Here is a 20,498-nt window from a genome sequence, read left to right on the forward strand (position 1 = left end):
CATTAGAACCCAATGAGCGGTTTCAGGCGCTCCGGAATCTCGGGTGAAGGGGATTTGATGCCGACAGGGCTGGTGTACAGCGCGCATGCCGCTGGAGAGGCGGGGATGCACAAGACGTCGGTCCTGGTGGCAGGGGAGCGGGAGGCTCTTCTGATCGACGGGCAGTTCACGCTGCCCGAGCAGCACCGGGTCCTGGCCGATGTCATCGCTTCAGGGAAGCGGCTGACGACGGTGTTCGTCAGTGCCGCGGACCCGGACTACTACTTCGGTCTGCAAGTGATCCGGGAGGCATTCCCGGACGTCAAGGTGGTGTGCACGCGCGCGACGCTGGAGAAGATCGAGGCGACCTGGGAGTCGAAGCTGAAGACGTGGGCTCATCTCGGGCCGGATCTGGCGTCCGAGGTGGTCATCCCGGAGCTGCTGGGCTCTGACCGGTTCGAGCTGGAGGGACAGGTCTTCGAGGTCCGCGGCGGCCACCCGGACCTGGCGTGGCGCACCGAGTACGTGTGGCAGGCCGAGGACCGGGCCGTGCTGGGCGGGGCCATGCTGTGGTCGGGGCTGCACGCGTGGACCGCCGACACGCCGACTACGGCCGATCGGGCGGTGTGGGACCAGGTCCTGGACGAGATCGAAGAACTCCATCCGCGCCTGGTGATTGCCGGCCACGCTGCCGAGGGCGCGCCCACGGACGCCTCCGTGGTCTCCTCCACCCGCGCCTACCTGGCTGTGTTCGAGAAGGAACTGGCGGGCGCCGCCGACGCGGAGGCCTTGCAGGCCGCGATGCTCCGCCGCTACCCGGACCTGGGGCTCGGTGTCGCGCTGGAGCTGGGCAGCAAGGTCGCCACCGGCGAGATGACCTGGGGCTGAACGCGCCGATGGCCGCCGAGGAGCAGATCCGCAACCCGGCGCCAGGCCCTACGGGTACGCCGGACTCGAGTTCGCGCTGACGGCGGCGTTGATGTTCGTCGTGGTGACGGCGGTGCGCTGGCTCCTTGACCCGGCCTCCCCGGCCCACATCGGCAGCCTGCATCTGGCGCTGGCCGTCATCGGGACGCTGGTCGCGCTGGTCCTCCTCTGGCTCATCCTGAGCCCGCCGGGCCGCAGATCCGGCGCCCACCTGAACCCGGCGGTCAGCCTTGCCCTGTGGTTGATGCGTGCCTTCCCCGGCCGCGCCGTCGTCCCGTACGCGGTGGCGCAACTGTGCGGCGCGCTGGCCGGCACGGCGTTCACCATCGCCCTGTGGGCCTACCTCATCGCGCCGCTGCTCGGCGCGGCGGTGGGCGCGCTCGCCCACCACTACCTGATCCCCAAATGCGCACCCCCGCAGACGTACTGCCTCAGCGGCCGGCTCGGACCCCGCTGATCTCAGCGAGCCCCGCAGGGATCGAGCCGCACATGCCCGGGGTGTGGCCGGCGGCGTGTCCGGCTGCGGCGCATGCACGGCAGCTGCGGTGTGCTGTCCGTAGCCCGCGCTTACGGGGCGGGCCCGGAACTCCCGATCGGGATCGGATGGCTAGGGCGTGGGGAAGCTGCCGATGGGGTTGGTGATCTCGCCGTGGCCTTCGAAGGTGAAGAGGGGAGCGCCGGCTGCCGCCGGGCAGGCACCGAACGCGTTGGTGAAGGCTTCCGCGGCGGGGGCGGCGATGTTCACCGGGATGGGGGTGGTGTCCACCGTGCGGAGCCCGACCGAGCCGGTCTTGAGGGAGAGTTCGAAGCGGTAGAGGTCGATGTTCGAGGCGAGGGCGCCGTCCTTGGCGACGTCGGCGCCGGCGTAGCGAGCACCCGGGTGGAGGTGCACATGGGTCACGTCGAGCCGGTGTCCGGCATCGGAGAAGCGCAGACCTCCCTCGAGCGGGATCTCGCCGCCCGTCAGATCCGGCTGCAGCGTGCCGGCGCCGGGGATGGAGGAAGGGCCGACCACCCCCAGTCTCCTGCGACCACATGTGCGACCACCACGGCGTCACACCGGCCCGGACCGGAGTGTTTCCCTTGTTCGGGCGCCAAGAGCAGCGCGTTGAATCAGCTCCGCGCGACGTCCAGCAGATTCTTCGTCTGCTGGCGGTGCAGGATCGGCACCCAGGCTGACCAGGAAAGCGGCAGTTGGCGCGGCTCTCTGGCGGGGGCTGGTCCGGAAATGGTCCAGATCTTGGTGTGGCGGCGCCCACTCGGGTCATGTCTCGGCTGCAGTGGGAGTGATTGGGGGCGATCGGGACTGGACGGGTCAGGGGGCGGGCTGCCCGGACGCCGGCCACACAGGATCGACGTGTGGTTGCGGGCCCGTGGGCTGGTCCAAGACCAGGGGGAGTCGGAAGTCCCGTGCCTCGGCGTCGACCGAGGCGAAGCACCTCGATCTGATGGCCGGCGCGGTGCAGCGCAGGTTCGTTCGGCCACGGCATCAGAGGCCCGGGCCCTGCGCTAACGGCTTCGCGGTCCCCTGCTGGCGGGCCTGGTGGTCTGCCCCTCACGCAGATTGGCCAGGCGTGACCATCCAGCCCAGAATGGAATGGGTGACCAGGTACGACGCGGCGCTGCCTCCGAACGCCTGCGTCGAACCGTCGAATGGCACGACACCGAAGGAGGAGGACCTCATGTACGTCGTGGTCCATCACAAGATCTTGAACCCGGAGACGGCGTTTCCCCGTGGCCAGGCCCTTATCGACGGCACCGGAGCGCCCGACGGTACCCGGGTGCTGCAGTTCTACCCGCACGTCGACGGATCTGTTGTGACATGCCTCTGGGAGACGAAATCCGTAGCAGACGTCCAGGGCTTCGCTGATACGACTCTCGGTGACTCGAGCGTCAACATGTGCTACGAGGTCGACGCGGAGAAAGCATTCGCCGACCACCCTTCGGGCCTGAGGCCGAAGTCGGCTCCTGTCGCCTAGGTCGCGGTGTCCTGGCTCAGACACTAGCCGCAAGGTAGGTCGCGGATAGCCGGAAGGAGCCCCGTTTGCCTGTCCTGGTGCCCTCGTTGGTTTGATCAAGCGTCCTGGTGCTCTATGGACTTGACACCCACGAGCTGTTCAGGCCCCGTCTTCGTGCCTTCACCACGGCAGATCACCTCATCGGGAACCGGTGTTCGACCGCCACCGTTCAAGATTGAACAGACGACAGCCTCGAATTGTCGTCTTGTGCGCCGGGGACTAGCGTGGCAAGGGTAAGCCTCGTCGGTTTCACGGAGGCCCCCATGGCGCAACTTGCCGATCAGGCCGTCAGCGCGCTCAGTGACCGCATCAGGGGAGACGTCCTCGGGACGAAGCATCCGGAGTACGACGCCGCCCGCTCCGTCGCGAACGGGGCCATCGACCACCGTCCCGCCCTGCTCGTCCGCTGCGTGGGACCCGAGGACGTCGCCGCCGCGCTGGCCTTCGCCCGTGACGAGCACCTGGAGGTCTCGGTGCGCGGCGGTGGTCACAACCCGGCCGGAGCCGCCGTCTGTCCCGACGGCCTGGTCGTCGACCTGACCGCGATGCACGCCGTCACGGTCGACCCCGAAGCCCGCACCGCCCGCTGCGGCGGCGGAGCCACCCTCGCTCGGCTCGACGCCGCCACCCAGGCCCACGGCCTCGCTGTGCCGACCGGCACCATCAGCCATACGGGTGTCGGCGGCCTGACCCTGGGCGGTGGCATGGGCTGGCTCACCCGCCACCACGGACTGACCGTCGACAACCTGCTGGGCGCCGAGGTGGTGCTGGCCAATGGCACCCTGGTGCACACGTCGGCGGACGAGAACCCTGATCTGTTCTGGGCGCTGCGCGGAGGCGGCGGCAACTTCGGGGTGGTCACGGCCTTCGACTTCGGGCTGCACCCGGTGGGGCCCGAGGTGCACGTCGGTGTCTTCTTCTGGGACATGTCGGTGGGCCGCGAGGCGTTGGAACTGATCCGCGAGGTGGTTCCGGCGCTGCCGCCGAGGCACAGTGTGCTGGTCGGCATCGGGCTGAACGCCCCGCCGGAGCCCTTCGTACCGGTCGAGCACCACGGCAAGCTCGGCCACGCACTGATCATCGGAGGCTTCGGCAGCGCAGAGGAGCATGCCGCCGCGGCCGCCCTGCTGGACGGCGGGCCGCCGAGGCTCTTCGAGATGCGGACCCCGCTGCCCTACACCCACCTGCAGAGCATGCTCGACGACTCCTCGCCGTACGGGATTTTCGACTACGAGAAGGGGCTGCCGCTCGCGGAGCTCACCGATGACGTGATCGCGCTGCTGAACGACTACCTGCGGCGCAAGACCTCGCCGCTGACTTTCTGCCCGACCTTCCGACTGGACGGTGCCTTCAGCGAGGTCGACGAGTATGCCACGGCCTACGGGGGCACGCGCGAACCCGGTTACATGTTGGCCCTCACCGCCCTCACCTTCGACCCGGAGGAGCTCGTGGCGGACACCGCCTGGGTCAGGGGGCTGTGGACCGAGCTGCTGCCGCACGCGGTCGGCCCTGGTGGCTACGTCAACTTCATGGCCGAGATCGAGGAGGACCGCGTCCGGGCGGCCTACGGACCGGAAAAGTACCGGCGGCTGGCGCAGACCAAGGCGAAGTACGACCCGGAGAATGTCTTCCACCGCAACGCCAACATCGTGCCGTCACTCGCCTGACGCGCCGGCAGATGCGAGGCCCCCGACGGTTTGCCGTCGGGGGCCTCGATACTCCAGGAGGAGGCGAAGGGCATGGTCGCGGTGAACACCCTGGAGCTGGACGCCCCGTACCACCTCCACACGCTGGGACACCTCGGCCTGATCTACCGGGCCACGGCCGTCTTCGTCATCGGAGCGCTGCTCAGCCTGAAGGATGCAGTTGGGGTGGGGCGGGAAGCGCCGGGAAGGTCTGCTCAGACGCGTGGGGGGCCGCGGCTCCCCGTTCTGCCGGGCCGTGTCCGGAAGGGCTGAGCGGGTGATCCCAGGCTGACCGTGGACGGCCGTGCGGCGACGACGACCGGAGGAGCAGAGCGGTGACGGAGACGGGCCCGATCGTCGTGTTCGCTGACTTCCTCTCGGACTTGGCGGTGGATCTCGGCGAGGGGCAGATCCTGAGACGTGGGCCCAGCAGGCGCCGCGATAGGTCTGGCTGCTTCGGCCGGGGGACGTGTTCGTCACTCCCGTGCCGCTGAGCCGGGAGTTCCTGCGGTACGCGTACGGCCTGACCGGGGTGCCCCCGGAATCGGTGGCGGTCATCGAGGTGCCCCCCGCCGGAGCCGTCCCGCTGGCGCGGGCGGTGCGCGAGGCCGGCCTCGTCGAGCAGGTCCGGGCTCTTGCCGGGGACCGGGGTGCGACGCTGCTGCCGACGGCGCTGGACGCGTTGGCGATCGCGTTCGCCCGGGACATCGGCATCGAGGTCCACCCGTACCCTCACGGTCGAGGCCGCCGAGGCCGCCCTGAAGATGACCATGCTGCTCAACACGAAGACCGCCTTCCGCGAGACGGCCGGGAAACTGGGCATGCGGCTGCCGACGGGGCGTGGTGAAGCCCGACCGTTCGGCGGGAGGGCACGGGATGCGCTTCGCGTCCCGCGACGACCTGAGGGGCGAGGCGAGCCTGCCGCTCGCTGCGGTCGGTGGGCCCAAGGGCCTGTGGGTGGTGGAGGAGTGCCTCGACGTGGCCGAGTCGGTCAGTATCCAGATGGAGGTGACCCCCTCCGGGACACGCGCGCTCTTCAGCGGAGCGATGCGCACGGTTCAGGGTTCCTTCACGGGATGCGGCTCTCCGTTGCCGCCGTCCTGCGCGCACGTGGCCGGCGAGTTGGAGGAGTGGGGGACGGCCCTGGGCCGCCACCTGGCCGACCACGGCTACGCCGGCCCCTTCGGGCTCGACGCGCTGGTGGACACGGACGGTGTCGTGTACGCGAGTGAGAGCAACATCCGCCGTACGGCCACCACCACACCGCACGCCTTGGTCACCCGGCTGACCGCGGGATCGGCCAACGCGCACCCGGCGTGGTCGGTGTCGACGGGCTGGACGCGGACTCCCATGGACTTCGACGAGGTGCTTGCCCGGCTGCGCGCTTCCCGCCTCGCGTTCGACCCGGATCGCGGCGAGGGTGTGATTCTCTACGCGGACGCGCCGCCCGACGGCCGTTCCTGGCGGTACGCGGTGATTGCCAGGAGTGCTGGGGACGTTGAGGAGCAGGAAACCGCGTTGGCCGCAGCCCTCGGATTCGAGGGTGGCTGACCCGCACGACGCCGGTCCCGGCACCCAGGAAGGGTGCCGGGACCGGCGTCATCAGGCGGGAACCGGATCAGGCGGGGCGGCCGCCGAAGGGGGCGCCGGTGCCGTAGTACGTGCCCAGCTCCTCCCGGTACCCGGCGTCGCCGAGGTGCTTGTCCCGGTGGAACTCGGGTGCGTTCTTGATCTGTTCCTTGGTGCGGTCGACGAAGACCTTCTTGTCCTCCGGGTCGATCCTGACGACGGTGCTCGCCGGCAGCAGGACCTCCTTGCCGAAGATCCAGACACCGGTGTCGACCACCAGGTAGGCGTCACCGACCTCGTCGGAGTGCTTGTCGACCTTGCCGATGCTCCCGTCGGTCGCCTCGACCTTGTAGCCGGTCAGATCGGTACCGGCCAGGTGGCCCGACGTCGACTTGTAACTCCACACATGCTCAGTCACACGAAAACAACTCCTCGGTCAATGGAGGACGGCGGCGAAATGCCTCTCCGTCGATCCTCCTTGTTCCGTACGGCGTGCCCGGCGGTTTGTGCTGCGTACCGCCTGGACTTCATCTGCCCCGCCCTTACGACTTCACGCAGCTGGATCGAAATGAGGCGCCGGGGCGGCCGTCGATCAGTGTCAGAACTGCCCTGTTATCGTACGGCTACCAGCGATACCAGCGGCCGCTACCGCTCTTGGGTCGGGCGACGAAACCGATCAGCCACAGGATCAGGACTGCGATCGCGACCCACCAGAGAATCTTCAGCGCGAAACCCGCGCCGAAAAGGATCAAGACCAGCAGAAGAACGAGAAGCAGGGGAACCATAGTTATCAACCTCCGAAGCATCATCTGCCCGACTGCAGCCGGGACATGCATTCGATTCTTATCTGTTTCTTATCCTTGAAGCCGGGCAGGAGACCTTGCCTGAATTTCGCGATAGCGATTCGACGGAGCCCTGTCTGGGCCGATAAATCTGGGGAGGCCGCCGCCATACGCTGCTTGGCCCAATCGGCCACTCAGCGAAGCGCACGTCAGCCCAGGGCATCTGGAGGCCCGCCTCAAACGATTCGCCGCACGCCCCACCATCCTGACCACACCGCAATGCCCCCCTCCTCCTGAAGGAAGGCCTTGCTCGGCGAGGGCGCGGGAGAGGCCCACCGGAACCCAGCTGACCGACCGGGGCTTCCTCATGCAGCGGCGTGCGCTCCGACAGCCTGTCGGTAGGCCACGTGCCCGCCCAGCGCACCGCTGACGGCTACAGCAGCCATCCCGCCCACGGCCCACAGTCGGCCCTTCGCCGAGCGGCCGCGGAGCCGCGCCGTCAGGGACGCGGAGTAGCAGGCCACCGCAGCGACGTTGGCGACCGCGTGGGCCAGGCCGACCCGGGCCTGCTCGAGCGGCAGGTCCGCCCAGTCCACCCAACCTGCCACCGCTGCCGGGGCGACGCCGGCGAGTCCGACGGCGGTGAGGGTGGTAGACGCGTGTTGCGCCCCGGGCACGAAGTCGAGTACCGAGGCCGACAGCCAGCATCCAACAGGCACCTGCACGAGCACGGGGTGCACGGGGTGGCCCAGCGGCCTGCCGCGCAGCAGATCGCGCGCGCCGCCCAGGGGGAGCGAACGGATTCCCCGCTGCAGCACCCTGATGGCCGGATCGGCCACCGTTGTCCGCTCGAGCCGGTCCAGGGTCTTCAGCCAGCATGCCGAGGCAGTGTTGAGGGCCGCGGTCTGCCCAGCCGTGGGCGAGGTGTCGAGGGTGCGTGAGTTCATACACGACGCCTACCCATCGCCACGCGGTCGTCCCGCCCTGGCCTCGACTGCACCCGAACGACCGGCCCACCAATGGAGGAGCCTCGTGCAGCAGGGATGGCCGCCTCATTGCCCGGACACGCGTACCGCGTGCAGCAAGGCGCTCGATGCGGTCTGGGACGGACGTCTGTTGACGTCCGACCAGCCAGGACGAGGCGGGTGCGCTTCTCACACACCATGGGCTGAACGTGCTGCTCCGTACGCCGACTGCGGCCGACTGCCGCCCCTCTGTTTCGCCGGCGCCCGCTCGGGCAGGCGACCCCGACTGGCACGCCGTGCGGGTAGCTGCCGCTGACCGAACGGCTCAAGCACCGCGTGTCGCGACGGGATGCGGGGGACCGGCGGTCTCGGCGGCGCCATGCTCGGGCTCATGCGTCTGAGCACTGGCTGGCTGTTGGCAGGCACCTTGTGCCTGGCGGTGTCGGGGTGCGCGACGGTCGGGGAACGGGCCGAGGCGGCAGAGGCTGCGGCCCGGGCTTTCGAGCGGGCGCTGAGGTCCTCCGACGGCGTCGGGACATGTGACGCGCTCGCCCCCGCGACGCGGGAGGAGCTGGAGGCCGAGGCGCCGTGTGCTCCGGCCCTGGCCGCGTTGGGGCTGCCGGCCGCGACCGGCCCGGCGGAGCGGGTGGACGTCTACGGTTCCCAGGCCAGAGTGGCCTTCGCGCAGGACAGCGTCTTCCTGGCCTCCTTCCCCGACGGGTGGCGCGTCACGGCCGCCGGCTGCACGCCACAGCCAGGAGGACGCCCGTACCACTGCGAGCTGAAGGGGGACTGAGTGACCCAGGTACGCGTGCTGTTCGTGATGTTCCTGGTCGGGGTCTTCGGCGGGCTCGCCTACGCCTTCACGGTGGGACTGATGCATCGATGAGTGCGACCGGTCGGTTCCTTCGCGACAACGGGCTGACGCTGGCGTTCGGCATCGGCTTTCTGCTCTGCCTGCTCGGCCAGGCGATCGCCGGCCACGCGGAGCTCAACAGCATTCTGGAGGCGCAGAGCCTGCACCCGCTCTCGTTTCCCGACTACCTGTTCACCTCGGACTTCATGGTGGACGTCACCGAGAACTGGCAGTCGGAGTTCCTGCAGTTCTCCCTCTACATCATCGGCACCGTCTGGCTGGTACAGCGCGGATCACCGGAGTCCAAGCCGCTGGACAAGGCGGGAACGGAAACGGACGAGGAGCAGAGGGTCGGCGCCCACGCGCGCGCCGACTCCCCTCGATGGGCGGCGACCGGCGGCTGGCGGCGTGGCCTCTATTCGCGCTCGCTCGGCCTGGTGATGAGCCTGATCTTTCTGCTGTCCTGGCTGGCCCAATCGGTCACCGGGGCCGTCGCGTTCAACGAGGAACAGCTGCGGCAGCTGCAGGAACCCGTCGGGTGGACAACGTACGTGACGTCCGCCGAGTTCTGGAACCGCACGCTGCAGAACTGGCAGTCCGAACTCCTGGCCGTGACGGCCATGGTCATCCTCTCCGTCTACCTCCGTCAGCGCGGGTCACCAGAGTCGAAGCCGGTGGGCGCCGCCCACGCTGCCACCGGGGTCGAAGGCTGATCGGTCGGCCGTCCGGGAGTCGATCCACAGAGCGAGCGGGTCTGCTTCGGCTTGTTCTCGGATCCGGAGCAAGGGCGGGGCGATGGGCACGAGCTGACTCGCAGGAGCCCAAAGCGGTCCTGCACGGCGGGAGGTTCGGGTGGTCTGACCGGCGGCTGCGCCGGCCACCGCAAACCTCCTGTCAGTGGGGCGGGTGTTGAGGCGATGACGGGGTAAGCGCGCCACGACCACGGCACGCACATCTCGACGAAGGGATCCGCGATGGCCGCTCGCTACGCAATCCGGCACAAGCCCCACCAGGACTCTCGGGCATGAGCACGATAGAGCGGCAGAGTCAGGTGGCAGTGGACTCGGCCGGCGCCTTGGTCTCGCGTGCTTCTCAGCAGATCGCGGAGCTGGTCCGCGAGGAGATGGAGCCGGCCCGCGCGGAGATGACGGAGGAGGGGAAGCGCTACAGGACGGGCGGCGGTTTCTTCGCTGCGGCGGGCGTCCGCGGGCTCTTGGGCGCCCAGGCCTTGCTGGCCACGTGCATTGCTGCCCTCGCCTTGGTCCTGCCGGTGTGGGCGGCAGGACCCGCCATCACCGCTGTGCTGGTGGCAGCAGCCGCGGTGAAGGCGCTTGCCGGGAAGCGCCACATCGCACAAGTCGGCCTCCTGGATCCCGAGCAGATCCTGGACAGCGACAAGGCCGACCTGGCCGAGGGCAAGGAGAAGGCACACCGATGAACGACCCATCCCGACCCGCCCCCGGCGCTCCTTCTTCCGAGACGCCCACCCCCGCCGAGTCGCGCGAGAGAACCGAGCGCACTCGCGACGAACTCGGACAGACGGTCGAGGCTCTGGCCGCCGCCAAGGCCGACAGAAACACGGCCCGAACCAAGGAGAAGACCGCAGCCATGAAGCAGCCGACCGCCGAGAAGGCCTCCCTGATCGCCGACCAGATCCGCGAGAAGGCGGGACAGGCTGCCCAGTTGGTGAGGGGCAAGACCCCCGACCCCGTCCTGGACAAGACGGCCCAGGCGGCCGCGCAGGTGTGGGACAGCGCGACCCGCGCCGGACGGTACGCGGCGGACAAGACCCCCGACCCGCTGCTGGAGAAGGCCGGTCGAGCCGCGACGGTCGCACGCGGTATCCGCACTCCGCTCCTGATCGCCGGCGCTGTGGTCACCGCGCTCGTGCTTGCCCGTCGCAGCCGCGGACGTCGCCGATGAAGGCATCCAAGGTCGCCTACAAGCCCGTCGGGCTGGTCCTGGGGGCGGCGAGCGGCATGGTCGCGGGCGCCGTGTTCAAGCAGGCGTGGAGGATCATCGAAGGTGAGGGCGACGCCCCGGATGCCACCGACGAAAACCGCACCTGGAAGCAGATCCTGCTCGCCGCGGCGATCCAGGGAGCGATCTTCGCAGTGGTCAAGGCCTCGGTCGACCGATCCGGCGCCATGGCCATACGCCGTCTGACCGGCACCTGGCCGGGCTGACCCACCGGCGGTGCCGGCCCGCTCTAGCCTGGTCGGGCTGACCTGGCGAGTGCTCAGGGCCACCGGAACTTGCGTCTCATGGCGGGCTGCCTCGCCATGCAGCCCGATGACGCTCATCGCGATTGAACGAGGTTCTGGGGGCCTACTTCCTTCGGTCCGTCCGAGTCGTCGGACCCGGACGGGCCGGCCCGTCAGGGTCACGGGCGGGGATACTCCTGGTCCTTTTGATCGCGCGCGTGCTCATCCGGGGTCTGCCAGGAGTCCTCGCGGCGCTGTGCGACCGGGTTCTGCTCGGGCGGCGGGGCGGCCTCCCGGCGCCTGCGTCGGCTCCCGTACCAGAATGCACCGATCAACAGGACGACCAGGACCACTCCGGCAAGCATGAGGAAGAGCGAGGCCTGGCCTTCGGCCGCGAGTGTTTCGATAGCAGTCATGCGCGGCACCTACCCGCGATCCACGGACATACCAGACGTCGAACGGGTTTATGTCGGACGGTGTGTATACGCGGCTCGGTCCCCCCAGCGGACGGCGTATGCGTGTCGCCCATCCTGGCCAATCCCTTGTTTCGGATGAGCATCGTGGGCGTGGGCCGGGTACACGGGCGTGGGGTGGCCGGCCGCGCCGCCCGGTACTGCGAAGTCTGGAGGCGTCGGTGGACGGGATCGTGCTGCTCAAGGAAGACCACAAGACGGTCGAGAAGCTGTTCAAGCAGTTCGAGAAGGCGGGCGACGACGCGCACGCGGAGAAGCGGAAGATCGCCGACAAGGTGATCGACGAGCTGACCACGCACACCTGGATCGAGGAGAAGATCTTTTATCCGGCTGCCCGGGAGGCGGCGCCCGACACCAAGGACCACGTCCTGGAGAGCATCGAGGAGCACCACGTCGTGCTGTGGATGCTTTCCGAGCTCAAAGACCTGGACGCGGCTGACGAGCGGTTCGACGCCAAGATGAGCGTGCTGATGGAGAACGTCCGCCACCACGTCGAGGAAGAGGAGAAGGAGTGGTTCCCCGACGTCCGCAAGGCCATGGGCCGCAACCGCCTGACCGAACTCGGCGAGCAGATGGAGGCGGCGAAGAAGAAGGCTCCGGGCGAGCCCCTTGCCGTCCCGAGTGCCAAGCACTGACTGCGGGCCCCGCTCACCTCGACCTGCTTCCGCTGCTCGCGCTCGGCGCTCGCGTGCCGTGAACTGGACCGGTCAGGCCCAGCGGTGGCTATGGCGCGGCCGGCCGGCCATCCGGCTCGTTCGTGTGGGCGGGCAGGACGACTGCGAACCGGCGAGGCCCAGGCAGACGCCGTCATTTCGTCAGAGGTTGGCGGGGAAGCGCTCCCATGCGCGGTGCTCGCCGAGCGCCTGCGTCAGCTCCTCCACGATCGCCGTGCTGGTTTTGCCGGTGGCGATGCCAGGCTCGTCCGCAGTGATGCCGGCGGATCCGAGGAGCCGCTCCGCGCCGTTCCAGCCGCCGATGGCCTTGCCGTGGCGGTACGCCTCGGTGAGGAGCAGCAGGACGCGCGGGTCAGCGGCTTGCGGGGGCTGAGCGGTTCCGGCCTTGGCGTCACGGGCGCCATAGGCATCCGCTCCCGCCTGGGGTTCACCTGCCAGGAGGAGAGCATCGAATTCGACGGAGCGGGCGGTGGCGTAGGTCCGCTGGATGGCGATCGGGTCGCCGTCGGGGTCGAGAGTGCCGCCGGTCGGGGCGACGATGAGCGGGACCATGCCGGTGTCGAGGAGGGCTTGCCGTGCGGTGCGCACGCCGTCGAGGTCGGCCTCCGCGTCGGCGATGATGCCGATGACGCGGCCGTCGGTCGGCCAGGTACCGCCCATCTGGGAGAGAGCCGGGCTGGGGTCGGGCTCGGCGAGCGGCTCGGTGGCCGCGGGGGCCGGTAGGCCGAGGCCCGTGGCGACCTGTTCGCACAGCTCCGTGTCGATGTTCGCCAGGACCTGGAGGGTGCGTTCCTTGATGGCCTGCTCGTAGCACTTGTTCAGTTCGAAGGTGTAGGCGGCGATGATGTGCTCGCGCTCGGGCGGCGTCATGCTGAGCCAGAAGAGGCGTGGCTGGGAGAAGTGGTCCGAGAACGAGGCGGGCGCTTCACGGACCTTGCTCGCCGCCGGAACCTTGACCGGCGTTTCGATGAAGGCACTCATGTCGGCGCCGGCGAGGAAGGGGCAGCCGCCGTCGAGGCTGTTGGGGTGGTAGGGGGCGACGCCCGTGTGGACGGCGGTCTGGTGCATGCCGTCGCGGAGCATGTCGTTGACGGGCGCGTGCGGCCGATTGATCGGAATCTGGCCGAAGTTGGGGCCGCCGAGCCTGCTGATCTGGGTGTCGAGGTAGGAGAAGAGCCGGCCGGCGAGGAGCGGGTCGTCGGTGACGTCGATTCCTGGGACCAAGTGTCCGGGGTGGAACGCGACTTGCTCGGTCTCGGCGAAGTAGTTCTTGGTGTTGGCGTTGAGGGTCATCAGTCCGATGGGCTGGACCGGTGCGAGCTCCTCGGGAACGATCTTCGTCGGGTCGAGGAGGTCGATGCCCTCGAAGGTCTGGTCGTCGGTGTCGGGGAAGACCTGGATGCCGAGCTCCCACTGCGGGAACGCACCGGATTCGATGGCGTCGAAGAGGTCGCGGCGGTGGAAGTCGGGGTCCATGCCGTTGATCAGTTGTGCTTCCTCCCAGACCAGGGAGTGCACGCCCAGTTTCGGCTTCCAGTGGAACTTCACCAGCACGCTCTCGTCGGCCGTGTTTACCAGCCGGAAGGTGTGGACTCCGAAGCCTTCCATCATCCGGTAGGACCGGGGGATCCCGCGGTCGGACATGTTCCAGATGGTGTGGTGGGTGGCCTCGGTGTGCAGGGACACGAAGTCCCAGAAGGTGTCGTGTGCGCTCTGGGCCTGTGGGATCTCCCGGTCCGGATGCGGCTTCGCGGCGTGAATCACGTCGGGGAACTTGACCGCGTCCTGGATGAAGAACACCGGGATATTGTTCCCGACCAGGTCGAAGGTGCCTTCCTCGGTGTAGAACTTCGTGGCGAACCCGCGGGTGTCGCGCACCGTGTCGGCCGAGCCGCGCGAGCCGAGGACCGTGGAGAACCGCACGAACACCGGCGTCTCCACGTCCTTGGCCAGGAACGCCGCCTTCGACACCTCACCGGCCGTGCCGTACCCCTGGAAGACACCGTGAGCGGCGGCGCCACGCGCGTGGACGACCCGCTCCGGGATCCGCTCGTGGTCGAAGTGCGTGATCTTCTCGCGGAGATGGTGGTCCTGGAGGAGAACCGGTCCGCGGGCTCCGGCCTTCAGCGAGTGATCGGTGTCCGCCAGCCGCGCGCCCTGGGCGGTGGTGAGGTATGCGCCGCTCTGCGCCACGCGGGCCTGGTCCGCTCCGGTGGGCTGCCCGGTGGGGCTCACCGTCTCGGGACCGTCCTGATCCGGCTTCGGGGGCAGCGGTTCCCCCGGCTGCATGGGTTCGGCCAGGGGCGGGGGGACCGGGCCCGGTTGGCCCGGCAGTTCGTTTCTGGCGGCGTCCTCTGCCGGCTGCTGCTTCTTCGTCATGGTCGTTCTCCTTATGGTCGTTCTCCTCATGGGCGGCGGCGTTGCGGTGGAGGCAGCAGCGATGCCTCGATGAGGCCCGCGGTACCTGCGCGTTCGAGCGCGGCAGGTTACGGGAGGGGTGTGCCGCCGGTGGCGTTGACGATCTCCCCGGTGATGTAGCCGGCTTGGGGTGAGGCCAGGAAGACGTAGGCAGGAGCCATCTCTGCCGGCTGGGCCGCTCGGCCCAGGGGCGACTGCTTGCCGAACTCCGTCACGTCGGGCATGGTCGCCGGGATCAGCGGCGTCCAGACCGGCCCCGGGGCGACGGCGTTGACGCGGATGCCGCGCTCGGCGACCATCTGCGCCAGCCCGTGGGTGAAGGAGATGATCGCCGACTTCGTCATCGCATAGTCGAGCAGGTGGGGGCTGGGCTGGTAGCCCTGCACCGAAGCGGTGTTGATGATCGATCCGCCACGTGGAATGTGGGCGAGGGCCGCGCGGGAGAGCCAGAACATCCCGTACAGGTTCGTCTTCATCACCCGGTCGAACTGCTCTGTGGTGATCGCCTCGATCCCGTCGGGCTGGGACATCTGGTAGGCGGCGTTGTTGACGAGGATGTCGATGCGTCCCAGCTCGTCCATGGCGCGGTTGATCAGGGCCTCGCACTGTTCCTCGTCACGGATGTCGCACTGGACGGGCACGGCTTTGCGGCCCGCCTCGCGGACCAGTCGTGCGGTCTCGGCCGCCTCGTCCGCTTCCTCGGGCAGGTGGGTGAAGACGACGTCCGCGCCCTCCCGGGCGTAGGCCAGGCACACGGCCCGGCCGATCCCGGAATCGCCTCCGGTGATGACGGACACCCGGTCCAGGAGCACGTCGTGGCCCTGGTAAGAGTCCTCGCCGTGGTCCGGGCGGGGATCCATCTCCTCCGTCGAGCCGGGGGGTTCCTGATCCTGCTCGGGGAACGGAGGGCGCGGGTATCGGGTGACAGGGTCGGAAACGCTGGGTGCTTTCTGAGACGACATTCGCTTCTCCGGTCTCCGGGGCACGCGAGGGCGAGCTGTGAGTCAACTAGCCGGGTAAGGGGCTGCCTTGAGGCGGCGGGCGAGGTGGGCCGTATTCGCGGCGAGAGTGGCCGTGGTGTCGGCGGTCTTGGCGGGGGTCTTTTCGAGGTCCTGGTAATCAGTGCCCTGCATGGCTTCGCCGACCCAGTAGGTGACGGCGTTCGGGGCGAGGGAGAAGCCGACGTCGTTCAGGCCCTGGAACAGGTCGGCGCTGACCTTGTGCGCACCGTCCTCGTTGCCGACCACGCACACGCCGGCGGCCTTGCCGTAGGTGAGCATGCGGCCTTCGTCGTCAGTCTCTGAGATCTCGGCGTCGAGGCGCTCCAGGACCCGCTGCGCGATGCTGGAGGCGTGGCCGAGCCAGATCGGCGTCGACAGGATGAGGATGTCGCAGCCCAGGATCGTGGCCCGGATCTCCGGCCACGCGTCCCCGTCGCCCATGTCCGTCTCCACGCCGGGCTTCACATCGTGGTCGGCGATCCGGATCGTCTTGCCCGTCACGCCGTGCTCGGCGAGGGCGGCCATCGTCTGCTCGGCCAGCAGCTGGGAGCTCGACGGAGCGGGGGAGGGAGAGAGGGTGCAGACGAGCGCGACAGCACGGAGCGGAGTGTGATGGTTGGGGTCCATGATGTCCGGCTACCCGCACACCCCGCATTGATGTCGCAAGCGGCCCCATTCATCCCCTTTGGCTCAGTCGGCAGTCGATCTGCCCTTGCCCGGAGAAGAAGGCGAAGAAGCCGACGATGGCGACCTGGGTGCCCTGCCGCCCGAAGCGTCGGATCCTGCCGATGCAGAGCGCGATCAGGGTGAGGAGGGCGAACGTCCATCCGTGGCGGCCGGCGACGGCCGCCAGGGTGGCGGCGAGGGTGGCTCCCGCCGCCATGGCCTGGCTCCCGGCTCCGCGCATGGCGCGGCGTGGATAGTCGGCCCGCTCCGTGGCCGCCGACCAGATCCTTCGCGCCGCATCCACCCGTCTGGGCAAGATCGACCACCTCCGACGCGCGCCTGCCCCGCCGACTGCGCTCAACGCTCGGATCACGCGACAAGGAGCCTTTCAGGGAGCCGCGAAGCGAGGCTCGGGCTCTTTGCGATCCTGTTCGATCTCGGCTCGCTCCGCCGCGATGTCCCGGGTGAGGAAGAAGTTCAGGAGGGTCCGGATCGCGGCGATGGTTGCCAACTGCCCGATCTCCGTAAAGGTGGGCGCGACCGCCGTGCGCAGCACATCTCCCGCGAGCTGGAACTCCAGTCCCAGAACGAGGAAACGCCCCAGGCTCAACCGGATCTTGTTGAACTCACCGATGAGCGATCGGCCGCGGAGACCGGTCGAGGCGAACCGGGCGAACGCCCACGCCGCACCTGCGAAGATGATCAGTGCCCCGGCGGCCTCGATCACATGGACCAGCCACCCGATCGCCTCCTGAACCTCGGACTCGGACAGTAGTTCCTTTGACGGCGTCATTCGGCTCGTCTACCCGGCTACAGCCGTCGCACGGGCGATCGAGGCCCCGAGGCTCGGCTCTGACCGTGACCTTCTGAGCTTGGCCCCTGTGCAGCCTTCTCGCGCCCGCAGGGTGGTGTCACCCCTGTGGTGCCAGCACTGTGAACAGGGCGCCCTCCGGGTCGCGGAGGGTGACCCATCGGCTGGCGCTGGAGGTCTCCACGGGGGAGACGACCTTTCCTCCCGCTGTGGTGGCCGCTTCGACGGCGGCCTCCAAGTCGGGGACCCGGAAGTGGACGTGCCACCGTGGACGGACATGTGGGTCGGGATCCCCGTCCACCGCACCGCCGCCGATCCGTGCCACTGTGTCGTTGCCGTGGCGCAGGACGACGTGGTCGTGCTCATAGGCCACCACGCAGGATTCGGGCGATTCGCCGACCCAGTCCAGGACCTCCCCGTAGAAGATGGCGGCGGCGAAGGCGTCGCGCGTACGGAGTTCCAGCAAGGCGGGAGCGGTGCCGCGGCCCACCCCCCAATCCCTGAGAATTTCGCCCTGCCAGAGACCGAAGACCGCCCCGTCGGGGTCGGCGGCCAGGACGGCACGGCCCGTACCGAAGGACAGCGGGCCGACCGCGACGGTGGCGCCGCGCTCGCGGATACGCGCGGCTGTTACGTCGGCGTCGGCGACCGCGAAATACGGTGTCCAGGCGGCGGGCAGCGAAAGGCTCTGGGCGAGTGCCCCCAAACCAGCGACCGGAGCGCCATCGCGGAAAGCGAAAGAGAGCCGCTCGCCGAGCCGGGTCCGTCGGAACGTCCAGCCCAGCACAGCACCGTAGAACCGCTGAGCGGAATCGAGATCCGCGGTCATCAGGCTGACCCAACAGGGGGCGCCGATGGCTTCATGGCTTGACGTGGGCACAGTTACGGGCCGCCTCATCTGCTGCTCACCTCGTATGAGACTTTCCCACCCTAGCCCGGCCGGTGGGTGAAGGCGGTGACGTGGACGCGTGGACGCTCCCTGGGGGGAGCGCTTTGCTTTGCGCCGGCTTGGGAGCGTTTTGGTCTGATCCTCCGAAGATCGACGGTCCTTCGGATGGGGGCGCCCGGTGCAGGGCAGGCGCAGGTCCTCGGCAGTCGCTGTGACTGGCTCGGCGACTGAGGTGACATCGGAGGTACGGGTTCCCAGTATTGCTCTGTCCTTGGCCACGCGGCCCGGGGGCCTTGTTGCCCTGCCCAGCGTCTACCAGCCGCAGGCGGACACCAGGCTCCTCGCGGCTGAGCTCGCCCACGAGGACCTCGGCCCCCGTACGGAGGTCCTGGAGATCGGTACCGGCACCGGCACCCTGGCCCTGCATGCCGCGACCAGGGGGCCCAGGTCACGGCGGTCGACGTCTCCTGGCCCGCGGTGGCCATGGCACGGCTGAACGCCTGGATCCGTCACCTTCCCCTGCGCGTCCTGCACGGCGATTTCGAGGCACGCACCACGGGAGACGCTTCGACGTCGTCTTCTCGAACCCTCCATACGTCCCCGCCCCGGACAGCCGACCACCCTCGCATGGGCCGGAACGGGCCTGGGACGCCGGACTCGACGGGCGCGCGGTCATCGACCGGATCTGCTCGGACGCCCCGGCCCTACTGCGGCCCGCCGGAATCCTGCTCATGGTGCACTCGGGGATGTGCGGTGCTGACGAAACCCTCGACCGGCTGGCGAGGGCAGGGCCGGCCGCCGAGATCACGGCGACGGCCTCCGTGCCGTGGGGTCCCGTCCTGCGGTCGCGACGATCCTGGCTGGAACAGCAGGGCCTGGCAGCACAAGCCGAAGAATGGGAGCCGTCGCCCGCGCCGAGGGCGCCGGGCTCGGGCGGAGCGGAAGTGGAACGGAAACCGCATGGTGCACCGTTGTCGTTGACGCTGCTGAGATCGGACGGGGAACGGGGCCCGCGCCCAGGCAGGCGTTGGGTACGGCTGGCGCCTACCCCCATGGTGAACCGGCAAGCGAAGCCGGGCGCCGTACCCGCGGTCTCTATGGCTGCGCGATTGCGGGGGTGCGCACGGAGAGCAGGACGACATCGTCCTCGGGCGCGGGGTCTGCCAGCCGGTTGATGATCCGGCGGAGCAGTTCGTCCAGCGGTCGGTGCCCGTGGCGGGCGAGCAGGCCGATGAGCTGCGCGACGGCGGCGTCCATGTCATGGCCGCGGCGTTTGACGAGCCCGTCGGTGTACAGCAGGAGCGTCGAGCCTGGAGGCAGGGGGCGTCGGTGCTCCGTGCGGTCGAACGGACCGAGCGAGCGGTGCAGCAGTACGTCGTGCTCGACCAGCTGGGTCACATGCCCATCTGGAGTGCGGAGCAGGGGTCGCGGGTGGTCGGCGTTGGACCAGGTCAGGGTCCAGTCGGGGCTGCCGTCGACGGGGTCGAGGCGGGCGTGCACCAGGGTGCCGCTGGTCTCCATGGGCAGGGCCGAGCAGGCCGCGTCGAGGGCGGTCAGCGCGGTGAAGGGACTGTAGGGAGGCGCGGTGACGGGACTGTAGGGAGGATGGTCGAGGGTGGCCTGCCGCAGCATGCTGCGGACCTGGCCCATGATCGTCGAGGCGTGCATGTCGTGGCCGGTGATGTCGCCCGCCCCCGGACCTCCCCGACCGCCGATTCCACGCTGCCCACGCCCTCGCAGCCCATCGCGGGCTGACCGGCGAGGCCTCGATCCCGCTCGGGGAGGGCACATACCGGCTCTGCTGCTGGCGCAGCGGCTGCTGGAACGCGCGGCGCCCGGGCCGGCTGCGACCGGGGACCTGGACCTCGCTGCGGAGCTGTTCGACCGGCTTCGGCGCTCCGGCGGCGGAGCCATGCGGCAGCGCGCCGCCCATCTCCGCAGAGGGCGCCTGACCGCGTGGTGAGCGAGCTGGCACGCACCACAGCTGCGGCCTCACCGGGCGCCTCGTCCGGAGTCGACGCGACCGGTTCGGTGGACGGTGGGACCATGAGAAGACCAACGGCAGACGCGCCGGTACCTAGGCGCGCCCCTCCCGAATCAGACAGCAGGCCAGGCCATGACGAAGCAGCAGCCGAAGCCGTCCCAGCCGAGGCACGGCAAGGGGCCGAGTCCCCACGAGGGAACCAAGCAGCACGGCTGGTCCCCGGATGTGGACGAGACCCGTCAGCAGGAGAACCCGAGCGCCCACCGTTCCTTCCACCCGGACAAATACGCCCCGCCCAAGGGCCCCGAACGCACGGTCTCCAAGGAAGAAGCCGGAAACCCCCACGGCAACCCGGTCAAGAGCCGCGGCAAACGAGGCGAGGACCAGAGCAAGGGCTCCGGGGAGAAGGGCATGCAGGACCTGGGCCCCCGAGGCCGATCCCAGCGGCCCAGCGGAACGAAGGACGCCTCCGCCACGACGGGCGTGGACCCACAGGAGCCGCCCGGCAAGCGCAGCGCCGGATAGCGCCGTTCTGGCACGAGCCAGTGAGAGGTGGAACAAGCCGTCCCCTCCGGTCCATGGTGACTCGAAACTGGC

Annotated in this window: 26 protein-coding genes and 1 pseudogene; 15 read left to right on the plus strand and 12 right to left on the minus strand. The window is 69.2% G+C overall.

The window, feature by feature from the left end; genetic code table 11:
• The first annotated feature begins 105 nt into the window (after nucleotides 1–105).
• Nucleotides 106–867 carry an MBL fold metallo-hydrolase gene (locus ACFWBN_RS05640; protein WP_385171017.1) on the plus strand — a complete coding sequence of 254 codons (762 nt, stop codon included), beginning with the start codon at nucleotides 106–108 and terminating at the stop codon, nucleotides 865–867.
• A 91-nt stretch (nucleotides 868–958) separates the two neighbouring features.
• Nucleotides 959–1,363 carry an aquaporin gene (locus ACFWBN_RS05645; RefSeq protein WP_385171020.1) on the plus strand — a complete coding sequence of 135 codons (405 nt, stop codon included), beginning with the start codon at nucleotides 959–961 and terminating at the stop codon, nucleotides 1,361–1,363.
• A 150-nt stretch (nucleotides 1,364–1,513) separates the two neighbouring features.
• Here the strand turns inward: ACFWBN_RS05645 and ACFWBN_RS05650 are convergent, their stop codons facing one another.
• Nucleotides 1,514–1,921 carry a hypothetical protein gene (locus ACFWBN_RS05650; RefSeq protein ID WP_385171023.1) on the minus strand — a complete coding sequence of 136 codons (408 nt, stop codon included), beginning with the start codon at nucleotides 1,919–1,921 and terminating at the stop codon, nucleotides 1,514–1,516.
• A gap of 586 nt (nucleotides 1,922–2,507) precedes the next feature.
• Between ACFWBN_RS05650 and ACFWBN_RS05655 the strand changes: the two genes are divergently transcribed.
• The 5 genes from ACFWBN_RS05655 (at nucleotide 2,508) to ACFWBN_RS05675 (ending at nucleotide 6,160) form a co-directional block, all read left to right on the plus strand.
• Nucleotides 2,508–2,885, plus strand: coding sequence for a hypothetical protein (locus ACFWBN_RS05655; RefSeq protein WP_385171025.1), 378 nt, complete (start codon nucleotides 2,508–2,510; stop codon nucleotides 2,883–2,885).
• 302 nt (nucleotides 2,886–3,187) lie between these two features.
• Entirely contained in the window at nucleotides 3,188–4,591 is a 1,404-nt protein-coding gene (locus tag ACFWBN_RS05660) for an FAD-binding oxidoreductase (protein ID WP_385171028.1), read from the plus strand.
• A 72-nt stretch (nucleotides 4,592–4,663) separates the two neighbouring features.
• Nucleotides 4,664–4,882 (plus strand): hypothetical protein, encoded by a 219-nt coding sequence (locus ACFWBN_RS05665; protein ID WP_385171031.1) that lies wholly within the window; start codon nucleotides 4,664–4,666, stop codon nucleotides 4,880–4,882.
• Nucleotides 4,883–5,060: 178 nt separating this feature from the next.
• Nucleotides 5,061–5,456: a hypothetical protein gene (locus ACFWBN_RS05670; protein ID WP_385171250.1), complete on the plus strand. Its 396-nt coding sequence runs from the start codon at nucleotides 5,061–5,063 to the stop codon at nucleotides 5,454–5,456.
• Between the two features lie 29 nt (nucleotides 5,457–5,485).
• Entirely contained in the window at nucleotides 5,486–6,160 is a 675-nt protein-coding gene (locus tag ACFWBN_RS05675) for a peptide ligase PGM1-related protein (RefSeq protein WP_385171034.1), read from the plus strand.
• 67 nt (nucleotides 6,161–6,227) lie between these two features.
• On the opposite strand, the gene ACFWBN_RS05680 is transcribed toward ACFWBN_RS05675, so the two are convergent.
• The 3 genes from ACFWBN_RS05680 to ACFWBN_RS05690 form a co-directional block, all read right to left on the minus strand.
• On the minus strand, nucleotides 6,228–6,596 hold the full coding sequence (locus ACFWBN_RS05680) for a PRC-barrel domain-containing protein (protein ID WP_385171037.1): 369 nt from the start codon (nucleotides 6,594–6,596) through the stop codon (nucleotides 6,228–6,230).
• Nucleotides 6,597–6,801: 205 nt separating this feature from the next.
• On the minus strand, nucleotides 6,802–6,987 hold the full coding sequence (locus ACFWBN_RS05685; RefSeq protein WP_385171039.1) for a hydrophobic protein: 186 nt from the start codon (nucleotides 6,985–6,987) through the stop codon (nucleotides 6,802–6,804).
• 338 nt (nucleotides 6,988–7,325) lie between these two features.
• Nucleotides 7,326–7,907 carry a DUF2231 domain-containing protein gene (locus ACFWBN_RS05690; RefSeq protein ID WP_385171042.1) on the minus strand — a complete coding sequence of 194 codons (582 nt, stop codon included), beginning with the start codon at nucleotides 7,905–7,907 and terminating at the stop codon, nucleotides 7,326–7,328.
• Between the two features lie 409 nt (nucleotides 7,908–8,316).
• Here ACFWBN_RS05690 and ACFWBN_RS05695 point away from each other — a divergent pair, with 409 nt between their 5' ends.
• From ACFWBN_RS05695 to ACFWBN_RS05715, 5 genes are all read left to right on the plus strand, one after another.
• The gene (locus ACFWBN_RS05695; protein ID WP_385171044.1) at nucleotides 8,317–8,721 is read left to right on the plus strand and encodes a hypothetical protein; all 405 of its coding nucleotides are present in this window, start codon (nucleotides 8,317–8,319) and stop codon (nucleotides 8,719–8,721) included.
• Between the two features lie 89 nt (nucleotides 8,722–8,810).
• Nucleotides 8,811–9,494: a DUF6766 family protein gene (locus ACFWBN_RS05700; protein WP_385171046.1), complete on the plus strand. Its 684-nt coding sequence runs from the start codon at nucleotides 8,811–8,813 to the stop codon at nucleotides 9,492–9,494.
• A 311-nt stretch (nucleotides 9,495–9,805) separates the two neighbouring features.
• A complete protein-coding gene (locus ACFWBN_RS05705) occupies nucleotides 9,806–10,219 on the plus strand; it encodes a phage holin family protein (protein ID WP_385171049.1) in 414 nt (137 codons plus the stop codon).
• Nucleotides 10,216–10,704 (plus strand): hypothetical protein, encoded by a 489-nt coding sequence (locus ACFWBN_RS05710; protein WP_385171052.1) that lies wholly within the window; start codon nucleotides 10,216–10,218, stop codon nucleotides 10,702–10,704. The genes ACFWBN_RS05705 and ACFWBN_RS05710 overlap by 4 nt, the downstream gene beginning before the upstream one ends.
• Nucleotides 10,701–10,967, plus strand: coding sequence for a DUF4235 domain-containing protein (locus ACFWBN_RS05715; RefSeq protein WP_385171055.1), 267 nt, complete (start codon nucleotides 10,701–10,703; stop codon nucleotides 10,965–10,967). Before ACFWBN_RS05710 ends, ACFWBN_RS05715 begins: the two co-directional genes overlap by 4 nt.
• Nucleotides 10,968–11,164: 197 nt before the next feature.
• Here ACFWBN_RS05715 and ACFWBN_RS05720 read toward each other — a convergent pair whose 3' ends face one another.
• Nucleotides 11,165–11,401: a DUF6479 family protein gene (locus tag ACFWBN_RS05720; RefSeq protein WP_385171058.1), complete on the minus strand. Its 237-nt coding sequence runs from the start codon at nucleotides 11,399–11,401 to the stop codon at nucleotides 11,165–11,167.
• A gap of 218 nt (nucleotides 11,402–11,619) precedes the next feature.
• Here ACFWBN_RS05720 and ACFWBN_RS05725 point away from each other — a divergent pair, with 218 nt between their 5' ends.
• Entirely contained in the window at nucleotides 11,620–12,093 is a 474-nt protein-coding gene (locus ACFWBN_RS05725) for a hemerythrin domain-containing protein (RefSeq protein ID WP_351370965.1), read from the plus strand.
• A gap of 180 nt (nucleotides 12,094–12,273) precedes the next feature.
• On the opposite strand, the gene ACFWBN_RS05730 is transcribed toward ACFWBN_RS05725, so the two are convergent.
• The 6 genes from ACFWBN_RS05730 to ACFWBN_RS05755 form a co-directional block, all read right to left on the minus strand.
• Nucleotides 12,274–14,511 carry a catalase gene (locus tag ACFWBN_RS05730; protein ID WP_385171061.1) on the minus strand — a complete coding sequence of 746 codons (2,238 nt, stop codon included), beginning with the start codon at nucleotides 14,509–14,511 and terminating at the stop codon, nucleotides 12,274–12,276.
• 107 nt (nucleotides 14,512–14,618) lie between these two features.
• Complete coding sequence (locus ACFWBN_RS05735) at nucleotides 14,619–15,512, minus strand: SDR family oxidoreductase (protein ID WP_385171063.1); 894 nt, start codon at nucleotides 15,510–15,512, stop codon at nucleotides 14,619–14,621.
• Nucleotides 15,513–15,554: 42 nt separating this feature from the next.
• Complete coding sequence (locus ACFWBN_RS05740) at nucleotides 15,555–16,178, minus strand: flavodoxin family protein (RefSeq protein WP_385171065.1); 624 nt, start codon at nucleotides 16,176–16,178, stop codon at nucleotides 15,555–15,557.
• Between the two features lie 49 nt (nucleotides 16,179–16,227).
• A complete protein-coding gene (locus ACFWBN_RS05745; RefSeq protein WP_385171067.1) occupies nucleotides 16,228–16,533 on the minus strand; it encodes a hypothetical protein in 306 nt (101 codons plus the stop codon).
• A 72-nt stretch (nucleotides 16,534–16,605) separates the two neighbouring features.
• On the minus strand, nucleotides 16,606–17,010 hold the full coding sequence (locus ACFWBN_RS05750) for a DUF1622 domain-containing protein (RefSeq protein ID WP_385171069.1): 405 nt from the start codon (nucleotides 17,008–17,010) through the stop codon (nucleotides 16,606–16,608).
• A gap of 118 nt (nucleotides 17,011–17,128) precedes the next feature.
• The gene (locus ACFWBN_RS05755) at nucleotides 17,129–17,857 is read right to left on the minus strand and encodes a VOC family protein (protein WP_385171072.1); all 729 of its coding nucleotides are present in this window, start codon (nucleotides 17,855–17,857) and stop codon (nucleotides 17,129–17,131) included.
• Between the two features lie 325 nt (nucleotides 17,858–18,182).
• Between ACFWBN_RS05755 and ACFWBN_RS05760 the strand changes: the two are divergent.
• Nucleotides 18,183–18,840 (plus strand): annotated as a pseudogene (locus ACFWBN_RS05760) (HemK2/MTQ2 family protein methyltransferase); the annotation flags it as partial.
• A 172-nt stretch (nucleotides 18,841–19,012) separates the two neighbouring features.
• Here the strand turns inward: ACFWBN_RS05760 and ACFWBN_RS05765 are convergent.
• Complete coding sequence (locus ACFWBN_RS05765) at nucleotides 19,013–19,831, minus strand: PP2C family protein-serine/threonine phosphatase (RefSeq protein WP_385171075.1); 819 nt, start codon at nucleotides 19,829–19,831, stop codon at nucleotides 19,013–19,015.
• 202 nt (nucleotides 19,832–20,033) lie between these two features.
• On the opposite strand from ACFWBN_RS05765, the gene ACFWBN_RS05770 reads away from it, so the two are divergent.
• Nucleotides 20,034–20,426 (plus strand): hypothetical protein, encoded by a 393-nt coding sequence (locus ACFWBN_RS05770; RefSeq protein ID WP_385171077.1) that lies wholly within the window; start codon nucleotides 20,034–20,036, stop codon nucleotides 20,424–20,426.
• Nucleotides 20,427–20,498 lie beyond the last annotated feature (72 nt).

Origin of the sequence: Streptomyces sp. NPDC059989, from assembly GCF_042736975.1 — a bacterium.
Lineage (GTDB): Bacteria > Actinomycetota > Actinomycetes > Streptomycetales > Streptomycetaceae > Streptomyces.

Bases quoted from the DNA above. Each gene is read 5' to 3' on its own strand.
- ACFWBN_RS05640 (WP_385171017.1), top strand. From the start codon at position 106: ATGCACAAGACGTCGGTCCTGGTGGCAGGGGAGCGGGAGGCTCTTCTG.
- ACFWBN_RS05645 (WP_385171020.1), top strand. From the start codon at position 959: ATGTTCGTCGTGGTGACGGCGGTGCGCTGGCTCCTTGACCCGGCCTCC.
- ACFWBN_RS05660 (WP_385171028.1), top strand. From the start codon at position 3,188: ATGGCGCAACTTGCCGATCAGGCCGTCAGCGCGCTCAGTGACCGCATC.
- ACFWBN_RS05665 (WP_385171031.1), top strand. From the start codon at position 4,664: ATGGTCGCGGTGAACACCCTGGAGCTGGACGCCCCGTACCACCTCCAC.
- ACFWBN_RS05675 (WP_385171034.1), top strand. From the start codon at position 5,486: ATGCGCTTCGCGTCCCGCGACGACCTGAGGGGCGAGGCGAGCCTGCCG.
- ACFWBN_RS05685 (WP_385171039.1), bottom strand. From the start codon at position 6,987: ATGATGCTTCGGAGGTTGATAACTATGGTTCCCCTGCTTCTCGTTCTT.
- ACFWBN_RS05690 (WP_385171042.1), bottom strand. From the start codon at position 7,907: ATGAACTCACGCACCCTCGACACCTCGCCCACGGCTGGGCAGACCGCG.
- ACFWBN_RS05695 (WP_385171044.1), top strand. From the start codon at position 8,317: ATGCGTCTGAGCACTGGCTGGCTGTTGGCAGGCACCTTGTGCCTGGCG.
- ACFWBN_RS05700 (WP_385171046.1), top strand. From the start codon at position 8,811: ATGAGTGCGACCGGTCGGTTCCTTCGCGACAACGGGCTGACGCTGGCG.
- ACFWBN_RS05705 (WP_385171049.1), top strand. From the start codon at position 9,806: ATGAGCACGATAGAGCGGCAGAGTCAGGTGGCAGTGGACTCGGCCGGC.
- ACFWBN_RS05710 (WP_385171052.1), top strand. From the start codon at position 10,216: ATGAACGACCCATCCCGACCCGCCCCCGGCGCTCCTTCTTCCGAGACG.
- ACFWBN_RS05715 (WP_385171055.1), top strand. From the start codon at position 10,701: ATGAAGGCATCCAAGGTCGCCTACAAGCCCGTCGGGCTGGTCCTGGGG.
- ACFWBN_RS05720 (WP_385171058.1), bottom strand. From the start codon at position 11,401: ATGACTGCTATCGAAACACTCGCGGCCGAAGGCCAGGCCTCGCTCTTC.
- ACFWBN_RS05730 (WP_385171061.1), bottom strand. From the start codon at position 14,511: ATGACGAAGAAGCAGCAGCCGGCAGAGGACGCCGCCAGAAACGAACTG.
- ACFWBN_RS05735 (WP_385171063.1), bottom strand. From the start codon at position 15,512: ATGTCGTCTCAGAAAGCACCCAGCGTTTCCGACCCTGTCACCCGATAC.
- ACFWBN_RS05740 (WP_385171065.1), bottom strand. From the start codon at position 16,178: ATGGACCCCAACCATCACACTCCGCTCCGTGCTGTCGCGCTCGTCTGC.
- ACFWBN_RS05750 (WP_385171069.1), bottom strand. From the start codon at position 17,010: ATGACGCCGTCAAAGGAACTACTGTCCGAGTCCGAGGTTCAGGAGGCG.
- ACFWBN_RS05755 (WP_385171072.1), bottom strand. From the start codon at position 17,857: ATGACCGCGGATCTCGATTCCGCTCAGCGGTTCTACGGTGCTGTGCTG.
- ACFWBN_RS05765 (WP_385171075.1), bottom strand. From the start codon at position 19,831: ATGGCTCCGCCGCCGGAGCGCCGAAGCCGGTCGAACAGCTCCGCAGCG.
- ACFWBN_RS05770 (WP_385171077.1), top strand. From the start codon at position 20,034: ATGACGAAGCAGCAGCCGAAGCCGTCCCAGCCGAGGCACGGCAAGGGG.